4 protein-coding genes are annotated in these 10,299 nt (G+C 70.8%); all 4 read left to right on the forward strand.

The window, feature by feature from the left end; all coding sequences use genetic code 11:
• The first annotated feature begins 175 nt into the window (after positions 1–175).
• The 4 genes from KAF39_RS06600 to KAF39_RS06615 all read left to right on the forward strand — a co-directional run bounded on the left by KAF39_RS06600 (position 176) and on the right by KAF39_RS06615 (position 10,266).
• Positions 176–2,239 carry an acyl-CoA dehydrogenase gene (locus KAF39_RS06600; RefSeq protein WP_210676519.1) on the forward strand — a complete coding sequence of 688 codons (2,064 nt, stop codon included), beginning with the start codon at positions 176–178 and terminating at the stop codon, positions 2,237–2,239.
• Positions 2,240–2,336: 97 nt separating this feature from the next.
• On the forward strand, positions 2,337–3,383 hold the full coding sequence (locus KAF39_RS06605; RefSeq protein ID WP_210676520.1) for an NAD(P)-dependent alcohol dehydrogenase: 1,047 nt from the start codon (positions 2,337–2,339) through the stop codon (positions 3,381–3,383).
• Between the two features lie 117 nt (positions 3,384–3,500).
• Complete coding sequence (locus tag KAF39_RS06610) at positions 3,501–4,070, forward strand: DNA-3-methyladenine glycosylase I (RefSeq protein WP_210676521.1); 570 nt, start codon at positions 3,501–3,503, stop codon at positions 4,068–4,070.
• A 127-nt stretch (positions 4,071–4,197) separates the two neighbouring features.
• Entirely contained in the window at positions 4,198–10,266 is a 6,069-nt protein-coding gene (locus tag KAF39_RS06615; protein ID WP_210676522.1) for an Ig-like domain-containing protein, read from the forward strand.
• The last annotated feature ends 33 nt before the right edge of the window (positions 10,267–10,299 follow it).

The raw sequence follows: 10,299 nt of genomic DNA on the forward strand, positions 1-10,299 counted from the left end.
GCACGGAAGAGGGTGGGTCGACGGGCCCGCCGAGGCGGAACCTGTCGCGAGCCGACAAGGCGGGGCGCGGACGGGGCGGCCAGGCGTTGGAGGATGCGGACAGGGCACTTCGTGCCGTTTTGTCGCACACCTACCATGAGAGGCATCCACCTTCGTCTCTCCGAGAGGAACAGTCATGGTCGACGCCGCCGTCCGCCCTTCGACGACACCCGGCCCGCGCGAGAGCGCCAGCGCTCCGCAGATCGATGTCGCCCGCCTGAACGACGCCCTGATGGGCACCTGGGGCGACGTGCGCCGCCAGGCCCGCGAGATGATCAAGGACTCCGCGTTCTGGCGGAAGGACGAGCTCGGCAAGGACGAGCACCGCGAGCGGGTGCTCAGCCAGCTCCACCTCCTCGTTGACAACAAGGCCGTGCACCGGGCGTTCCCGCAGCGCTTCGGCGGCGAGGAGAACAACGGCGGCAACATCGCCGGGTTCGAGGAGCTCGTGGCCGCCGACCCGAGCCTGCAGATCAAATCCGGCGTGCAGTGGGGCCTCTTCGGCTCCGCGATCCTGCAGCTCGGCACCCAGGAGCACCACGACAAGTGGCTGCCCGGCGTGATGGACCTCTCGATCCCCGGCGCGTTCGCGATGACCGAGATCGGCCACGGTTCCGACGTCGCCGCGGTCGGCACCACCGCCACCTATGACCCGGAGACGGAGGAGTTCGTCATCCACACCCCGTTCCGCGGGGCGACGAAGGAGTACCTCGGCAACGCGGCGCTGCACGGCATCGCGGCGACGGTGTTCGCCCAGCTCATCACCAACGGCGTCAACCACGGCGTGCACTGCTTCTACGTGCCCCTGCGCGGCGAGGACGGCGTCGACCTTCCCGGCATCGGCCGCGAGGACGACGGCCTCAAGGGCGGACTCAACGGCATCGACAACGGACGGCTCTCGTTCGACCACGTCCGCATCCCCCGCACGAACCTGCTCAACCGGTACGGCGACGTGGCCGCCGACGGCACCTACACCAGCCCGATCGACAGCCCGGGACGCCGGTTCTTCACGATGCTCGGCACCCTGGTGCAGGGGCGGGTCTCGCTCGACGGCGCGGCCTCGTGGGCCTCCGCGCTCGGCCTGCACATCGCGATCACCTACGCCACGCAGCGCCGGCAGTTCGACGGGGCGGACGGGCAGGAGGTCGTGCTCATGGACTACGGCAAGCACCAGCGCCGCCTGCTCCCGCGCCTGGCCACGACGTACGCACAGATCTTCGCGCACGACGAGTTCCTGCAGAAGTTCGACGGCGTGTTCTCCGGACGGACCGACACTCCGGATGACCGGGAGGACCTGGAGACGCTCGCGGCGGCGCTGAAGCCGCTGTCGACCTGGCACGCGCTGGACACCCTGCAGGAGGCGCGCGAGGCGTGCGGCGGCGCGGGCTTCATGTTCGAGAACCGTCTGGTGGGGCTCCGCCAGGACCTCGACATCTATGTCACGTTCGAGGGCGACAACAACGTGCTGCTGCAGCTCGTCGGCAAGCGGCTGCTGACCGACTACGCGAAGCAGTTCCAGGGCAAGGATGCCGCCGCCCTCGCCCGCTACGCCGTCGGCATGACGGCCGGCAAGGTCTTCCACGGCGCCGGACTCCGTCAGCTCGGCCAGGCCGTGACGGACTTCGGTCAGGTCGCCCGCTCCGTGGAGCGGGGGCTCCGGGAGGAGCAGCAGCACGACCTCCTCGCGGGGCGCGTGCAGCAGATGGTCGCCGACATCGCGTCGCGGCTCCGTCCGGCCGGCAAGGACAAGGTGCTCGGCGCCCGCCTGTTCAACGAGAACCAGGCCGAGCTCATCGAGGCGGCCAGGGCCCACGGCGAACTGCTGCAGTGGGAGGCGTTCACCGACGCTGTGCACGCGATGGACGACCCCGGGACGAAGCGGGTCATGACCTGGCTGCGCGACCTCTTCGGTCTGCAGCTCATCGAGAAGCACCTGGCCTGGCACCTCATCCACGGGCGTCTGTCCACGCAGCGCGCGGCGGCGGTGTCGAGCTACATCGATCGGCTGTGCGCGCGGCTGCGTCCGTACGCCCTCGACCTCGTGGACGCGTTCGGGTACGAGCCCGAGCACGTGCGGGCGCCCATCGCGAGCGGCGCGGAGAAGCAGCGGCAGGACGAGGCGCGTGCGTACTACGCCGACCTCGCCGCCACCGGTCGCGCCCCGATCCTGGAGAAGACGCTGAAGCAGCAGAAGCGCTGAGCGGTCGGCCCGGGCCGACCAGACGGCCCGGGCCCCCGGACAGCGGATTCATCGACGCAGGCGGATAGTCTCGGCGGGTACCGACCCGAGGAGCACCATGTCGACCGTCACCGCCTACGCCGCCCCCGCCGAAGCCGCCCCGCTGGGGAAAACCGTCATCGAGCGCCGGGAGCTGGGGCCGCACGACGTGCTCATCGACATCGCGTTCGCCGGCATCTGCCACTCCGACATCCACACCGTCCGCGGCGACTGGGGCCCGCAGCAGTACCCGCTGGCTCCGGGACACGAGATCACCGGAACCGTCGCCGCCGTGGGCGCGGAGGTCACGGCGCACGCCCTCGGCGATCGCGTCGGCGTCGGCTGCCTGGTGAACTCGTGCCGCGAGTGCGAGTACTGCCGCAGAGGCGACGAGCAGTTCTGCACGCAGGGCGCCGTCGGCACGTACGGCGCGGTCGACCGCGACGGCACGATCACGCAGGGCGGCTACTCCCAGCAGGTCGTCGTCACCGAGGACTTCGTGCTGCGCATCCCGGACGCCCTGCCGCTGGACGCGGCGGCTCCGCTGCTGTGCGCGGGCATCACCACGTACTCGCCGCTGCGGCACTGGAAGGTCGGCCCCGGCACGCGCGTCGCGGTGGTCGGGCTGGGCGGGCTCGGCCACATGGGTGTGCAGATCGCGCACGCCCTGGGCGCCGAGGTGACCGTGCTGTCCCAGACGCTCGCCAAGCAGGACGACGGTCTCCGGCTCGGCGCCGACCGCTACTTCGCCACGAGCGACCCGGAGACCTTCCGTGCGCTGCGCGGCTCCTTCGACGTGATCCTCAACACCGTGAGCGCCGTGATCGACCTGCGCTCCTACCTCGGGCTGCTCGACGTCGACGGCACGATCGTGTGCGTCGGGGCGCCGGCGGAAGCCCTCGCCCTGAACGCGGGGTCGCTGATCGCCGGGCGGCGTTCCATCGCCGGGTCGAACATCGGCGGCATCCGGGAGACCCAGGAGATGCTCGACTTCTGCGCGGAGCACGGCATCACCGCGCAGATCGAGGTGATCCCGGCCTCGGCCATCAACGACGCGTACGAGCGCGTCCTCGCGTCCGACGTCCGCTACCGCTTCGTCATCGACGCCGCCACCCTCTCCGACTGACCCCCGCGCGCCCTCTCGCCGCATGCGGGATGGGAAACGCGCCGGTGCCGGCCCCTCGCGGGCCGTTGGTGATCCCGCGTCCTTGCGAAGGGGGAGGGGGTCGCTACCGTGATGAGCATGACCTCGCTCCTCACGGGCCCCGACGCCCGCATCCGTTGCGCCTGGGTGGGCGACGACGCCGAATACCGCCGGTACCACGACGAGGAGTGGGGGCGGCCGCTGCACGGCGACCGCGCCCTGTTCGAGAAGATGGCGTTGGAGGGGTTCCAGGCCGGGCTGTCCTGGATCACGATCCTGCGCAAGCGTCCGCGGTTCCGGGAGGTGTTCGCGGGGTTCGAGCCCGAGCGGGTCGCGGCGTTCGACGACGAGGACGTCGAGCGTCTGATGGCCGACCCCGGGATCATCCGCAACCGCGCCAAGATCCTCGCGACGATCGGCAATGCCCGCCTCGTGCAGGACATGGCCGACGGCGAGCTGGACGCGCTCATGTGGTCGTTCGCCCCGGCGCCGACGGGGGTGCGGCCGGCGGCCTTCGCCGACGTCCCGGCCGTCACCCCGGAGTCCACCGCGCTGAGCGCGGAGCTCCGGCGCCGGGGCTTCCGGTTCGTCGGGCCGACGACGATGTATGCGCTCATGCAGTCGGCGGGGATGGTGGACGACCACATCGCGGGGTGCTGGCGCGCGTGACCGGGAGAGATGGGGAAAGCTCCCCATCGAGTGATATTCCGGTACATGGTTAGGATGTACCAGAGTTCCGTGGGCCATCGTGCCGCGGTGGAGTCAGAGGGATGTTGACCCTGGGGGGGAACCGGGAATGAAGGCGCTGTCCTGGATGCGGGCGCGACCCAAGACGCTGGCGTCCGCCGCCGGAGTGACCGTCGGCGTCGTCGCGCTCACCACGATGGCCTTCACCTATGAGGGCTTTCCGACGACGAAGGTCGATCTGAACGACGGCGGCGTCTGGATCACCAAGACGTCGAGCCTGCTCGTCGGGCACTTCAACCACGAATCGACGATCCTCGACGGCGGCCTGCGCACGACGAGCGAGGACTACGACATCCTCCAGGACGCGTCGAACGTGCTCGTCGTCGACGAGAGCGCGTCCACCGTCACCGCGGTCGATCCGGCCCGGGTGTCGCTCGGCGACTCCACCCTCATCCCCTCCAGCGCGAAGGTCGCCCTCGGCGGCAACACCGCCGCGATCCTCGATCAGGATTCCGGCGACCTCTGGGTCGTGCCGGTGGAGGGCATCGCCTCCTTCGAGATCGAGGCCGCCGAACCCGTGGTCGAGCTGGGCGACGACTCCGACGTCACGGTCGCCCAGGACGGCACCGTCTTCGGTCTGTCCGGCGAGCGCGGCGAGGTCGTCACCGTCCCGGTCGACGCGGAAGGCACGCCGGGGGACCCGTCCGCGGCCTCGGTCGGCGAGCTCGACGTGACCGCGCGCCCGTCCATCACCGCGGTCGGTCGTACCCCGGTCGTGCTCGACCCGGCGGCGGGCGTGGTCACCTCTCCCGGCGGCTTCCGCACCGAGGTCGCCAACGCGTCCGACGCGGTGCTGCAGCACGCCTCGGCCGACACCGACGCGGTCGCGCTGGCGACCCCGACCGCCCTCGTCCGCGTGCCGTTCGACGGCGGCGAGCCGGAGGAGACCTCCGCCGGTGCCGAGGGCACGGCCGCGGCCCCCGTCTGGCTGCGCGGCTGCACGTACGGCGCCTGGGCGGGATCGGCGACCTTCATCCGCGAGTGCCCCGGCGACGGCGACGATGTGAACGCGCCGATCGATGGCGCCGAGGACTCCGCGAGCCTCACCTTCCGCGTGAACCGCGACGTCATCATCCTCAACGACGCGGTCGGCGGTGCCGCCTGGCTCGCGAACGAGAGCCTGCAGCGGGTCGACAACTGGAACGACCTCACCCCGCCGGAGGGCGAGACGGAGAACCAGGAGGACTCGACCGAGGAGACCGTCGAGACCACGCTTCCCGAGCGCAGCGAGGAGAACACCCCGCCGATCGCCGAGGACGACTCCTACGGGGTGCGCCCCGGGGCGACGACCATGCTGCCCGTGCTCGACAACGACAACGACCCGGACGGCGACGTGCTCGTGGCGGCGCTCGCCGAGGCCCAGCCGTCGATCGGCACCGTGCAGGCCATCAACAACGGCGGAGCGCTGCAGATCGCGGTGGACGAGAACGCCTCGGGCACCGCGAGCTTCACCTACGAGGTCGACGACGGCCGCAAGGGCAAGGACACCGCGGTGGTCACGCTGACGGTCCGCGACTGGAGCGAGAACAAGGCCCCCGAGCCCAAGCGCAAGACCTCGCTGACGGTCGAGACCGGCGGCACCATCTCGTACAACATCCTCCCGGACTGGATCGACCCGGACGGCGACGACATCTACCTCAAGGAGGTGGTCGCCGCCCCCGGCGACGAGGTCGACTTCAGCCGTGACGGGCAGATGACCTACAAGGCGACGGCGAGCCTGCAGGGCCGCAAGGACATCATGGTCACGGTCGCCGACGCCTCCGGCGAGGTGGGCACGGCGTCGATCGCGCTCGACGTCCGGCCGCAGGGGTCGACCAACCCCAAGACAAACGCCGACCACGTCGTCACCCGCGCGGGCGAGCAGGTCACCGTCGCCCCCCTCACGAACGACACCAGCCTGAGCCGGGAGCCGCTGCGGCTGACCCGCGTGCTGGAGACCGCCGGCGCGACCATCGAGCCGAACACCCCGAACAAGACGTTCACGTTCATGGCCCCGAACCCCGGGGTGTACTACGTGCAGTACCAGGTGTCCACCGGGCCGAAGAACGGTGAGGGCCTGGTGCGGGTCGACGTCATGCCGGAGTCGGAGACCGACCTGCCGCCGGTGGCGGTGCGCGACGTGGCGCTCCTGCCGACGGGTGGGGACGTGCTCCTCGGCGTGCTGAACAACGACACCGACCCGGCGGGTGGCATCCTCGTCGTGCAGTCGGTGTCGATGGACCCGAGCACCGGCATCTCGGTCTCGGTGCTGAACCATGAGACGCTCCGAATCACCGATCAGGGCGCGCTGGACGAGCCCGTCCGCATCGGATACCGCATCTCGAACGGCTCGAAGTCGGCCGACGGCGAGGTCGTGGTCATCCCGATCCCGGCGCCGGACGAGATCCTTCCCCCCATCGCGAACCCCGACACGGCCACCGTCCGAGCGGGCGACGTCGTGACGATCCCCGTGCTGGACAACGACACCCACCCCAGCGACGACGTGATGCACGTCGAGCCGGAGCTGGTGGAGACCGTCGACCCCGAGGACGGCGAGGCCTTCGTGTCGCAGGACACGGTGCGCTTCAAGGCCGGCCCCGAGGCGAAGACGGTCTACCTCACCTACGAGGTGTCCGACTCGCGGCAGCAGAAGGCGGCCGGGTACGTCACGATCCAGATCCTCCCGGTCGATGAGGAGACCAACGCGGCGCCGCGTCCGAAGGACCTCACCGCCCGGGCGCTCGCCGGCAGCGACGTGGACATCGCGGTGCCGCTGGACGGGATCGACACCGACGGCGACTCGGTCGAGCTCCTCGGCATCGACTCCAGCCCGACCAAGGGGCGCGTCACGGCGGTCGGACCCAACTACTTCACCTACGAGGCGGGCACCGACGCCGCCGGCGTCGACTCCTTCACCTACCGCGTGCGCGACCGTCTCGGCAAGGAGGGCGTCGCCACCATCCGCGTCGGCATCGCCCCCGCCGAGCAGGTCAACCAGGCGCCGTACGCCGTGAAGGACGCCGTCGTCGTCCGTCCAGGGCGCGAGATCGCGGTGCCCGTGCTCGAGAACGACTCCGACCCCGAGGGCGACAAGATCGCGCTCGTCGAGGACGGTCTGGAGGTGCCGGACAACCTCGAGGCCCGTGTCTCCGGTGACCGGGTGATCGTGACCGCCCCGGACACCGAGATGGAGACCTCGCTGCAGTACACGGTGAGCGACGCCCGCGGCGCCACCGCCACCGCCACCCTGCAGATCACGGTCGATGAGGACGTGCCGCTGCAGGCGCCCGTCGCCAGGGACGACCGGCTGCAGCCCTCCGACCTCAAGGACGGCGGGCTCTCGGCCGACCTGGAGATCCTGAAGAACGACGAAGACCCCGACGGCACGAAGGACCGCCTGGAGGTCGAGGTCGGCGCCGGCGGCACGCTGCTCGAGAACGGCAAGGTGCGCGTCACGGTCACCGACGAGCTCCAGCTGATCCGCTACACGCTCACCGACCCGGACGGGCTGCAGGCGTCGGCGTTCATCTTCGTCCCGTCCCGTGACGGCCTGCGTCCGACGCTCACCTCCACGAAGCCGCTCGAGGTCGTCAGCGGTGAGACCAAGAAGCTGCCGCTGTCGGAGTACGTCACGGTCGCCGGCGGCGGTGACGTGCGCATCACCGAGAAGGCGAAGGTGAGCGCCAACCACGCGGACGGCTCCGACCTGCTGGTCGACGAGAGCACGCTCGTCTACACGTCCGCCAAGGGGTACTTCGGTCCCGACGCGCTGACGTTCGAGGTGACGGACGGCGACGGCCCGGACGACCCCGAGGGGCGCAAGGCGACCCTGAGCATCCCGATCAACGTGCTCCCGCCCGATAACCAGCAGCCGACCTTCATCGCCGGGCAGGTCAACGTCGCCCCCGGGGAGGACGCCAGCGTCCTCGACCTGGCCGCGCTGACCGACGACCCCGATCCCGAGGACAAGGGCAAGCACGAGTACACGTTCGTGGGCGGCGACGGCAACGGCATCTCGGCGCGGGTCGACGGTGACAAGCTGCTCGTCGAGGCGTCGTCGAACGCCAAGAAGGGCACGTCGGCCTCCCTGCAGATCCGCGTGACGGACGGCGAGACCGAACCCGTGGAGGGTACGGTGACGGCCCTGGTGACGGCGTCCACCCGCGCGATGCCGACGGCCAACACCGACACGATCTCCGAGGCCGACGCCGGGCAGACCATCCGGGTGCCCGCGCTCGCGAACGACTTCAACCCCTTCCCGGAGACCCCGCTGAAGATCGTCGGCGCGGTCACCGAGTCGGGCCGCGGGGAGGCGTCGTTCACCGCCGACGAGGTGCAGGTGACCCCGGCGGAGGGCTTCGTCGGAACCCTCGTCGTGCGGTACCGCATCCAGGACGCCACGCAGGACGTCGACCGCGAGGTCAACGGACAGATCGTCGTGACGGTGCAGGACGTGCCGTCGGCCCCGGGCACCCCGGTGGTCACGAGCGTGCAGGACCGCACCGTCGTCGTGTCGTACTCGGCGCCGTCGAACAACGGCGCCGTGATCGAGAAGTACACGGTCAAGTCGGTCGGCGGAAGCGCCTACTCCAAGGAGTGCGCCTCGACGACCTGCACCCTGGACGGCCTCACAAACAACGTCGAGTACACGTTCCAGGTGACCGCGACGAACCGTGTGGGCGAGTCGGAGCCCTCGGGTGTCTCGCAGGTGGCGCGCCCCGACGCCCGTCCGGACACCCCGAACCCGCCGACCCTGAAGTTCGGCGACAAGTCGCTCGACGTCTCCTGGAAGACGCCGAGCACCCCCGGCTCGCCGGTCGAGCGGTACACGCTCGAGATCTCGCCCGCGCCGCCGTCCGGCATCTCCCAGAAGGAGGTCACGGGCAACTCGGTCACGTGGGAGGGGCTGGAGAACGGCTCGGACTACCAGGTGCGCGTCCAGGCGCACAACCGCGCTCCCGAGCCGTCGAGCTGGAGCGGCTGGTCGGCGTCGGAGATCCCGGCCGGGCCGCCGATGGCCGCGGGTGCGCCCGCCACCAAGGAGCTCGAGCCGGTCGGCGGCCAGGCGCAGATGCTCGTGAGCTGGACGCCGCCGAACAACAACGGCGACGCGATCAGCGCCTACCAGCTCCAGGTCCTGGAGGGCGGCTCCGTGTTCCGTACCGTGACTCCCGGTGCACAGGCGCAGAGCCAGGCCGTGACCGTGCCCACCTCCGAGTCCCCGTACACGTACCGCATCCGCGCCTACAACAAGGCCGGCTGGGGGCCGTGGAGCGAGCAGTCGGCGCCGCGCCGCGGGGTCACGCCCCCCGGCGCCCCCACGAGCCTGCGTGTGACGCAGGAACTCGACCGTGCGCTCGAGATCTCGTACCAGCCGGCGTCCCGCAACGGTGCCCGCACGGACGAGATCAGCTACCAGTACCGCCTCAACGGCGGCGGCTGGACGGGCCTCAGCGGCACCCGGATCGGCGGCCTCTCGAACGGCCAGAACTACCGGGTGGAGCTGCGGGCCGTGGCCACGGTCGACGGCGTCACGTACGCGGGCGCGGTCTCGAACGCGGCGAACGGCAATCCGTACGGCCCGCCGGGCACCCCGCAGGCCTCGGCCGGCGGCGGAGCGACCCAGGTCACGCTGAACTGGAACGCCAACGGCACCGCCAACGGCCGCGACATCACCCTCGTCCAGATCTCGATCGACGGCGGCGGCTGGGAGGGCGTCGGCATCTCCGGCTCCCGCACGGTCGGCAACGGCTACAACGAGGGCCACAGCATCCGGGTGCGCGCGCAGGACGCGGCAGGGCAGTGGACGCCGGAGGCCTCGGCGTCGGCGAGCTCCGGCCCGCCGCCCGCGCCGCGCGCCTGGGTCAGCCGGGGCACCTCGGGCTACTGGCCGGGGCAGTGCACCGACGGTACCTGCGCGAAGTTCGTCATCAACACCGCCAACTTCCCCGCGGGGAAGTACCAGGTGTGGTGCAACAGCAACGCCCCGACCGCCGGTCCGCGGTTCGCCGGCGGCAGCAGCTGGAACATCCCCGCGAACGGCGCCATCGAGATCGGCTGCTTCCATGGCGCGGGCGGTCGCGGCTACCAGGTGTGGGTCACGATCGGCGGCACCGACTATGAACGAACGAACTGGTGACGGGCATCCGTCCATCCGAGAGGAAGCAGTGAC

It is taken from the genome of Microbacterium sp. BLY, from assembly GCF_017939615.1.
Lineage (GTDB): Bacteria > Actinomycetota > Actinomycetes > Actinomycetales > Microbacteriaceae > Microbacterium.

Excerpts from the sequence above, each read along its gene's own strand:
- KAF39_RS06600 (WP_210676519.1), top strand. The coding sequence starts at position 176 with ATGGTCGACGCCGCCGTCCGCCCTTCGACGACACCCGGCCCGCGCGAG.
- KAF39_RS06605 (WP_210676520.1), top strand. The coding sequence starts at position 2,337 with ATGTCGACCGTCACCGCCTACGCCGCCCCCGCCGAAGCCGCCCCGCTG.
- KAF39_RS06610 (WP_210676521.1), top strand. The coding sequence starts at position 3,501 with ATGACCTCGCTCCTCACGGGCCCCGACGCCCGCATCCGTTGCGCCTGG.
- KAF39_RS06615 (WP_210676522.1), top strand. The coding sequence starts at position 4,198 with ATGAAGGCGCTGTCCTGGATGCGGGCGCGACCCAAGACGCTGGCGTCC.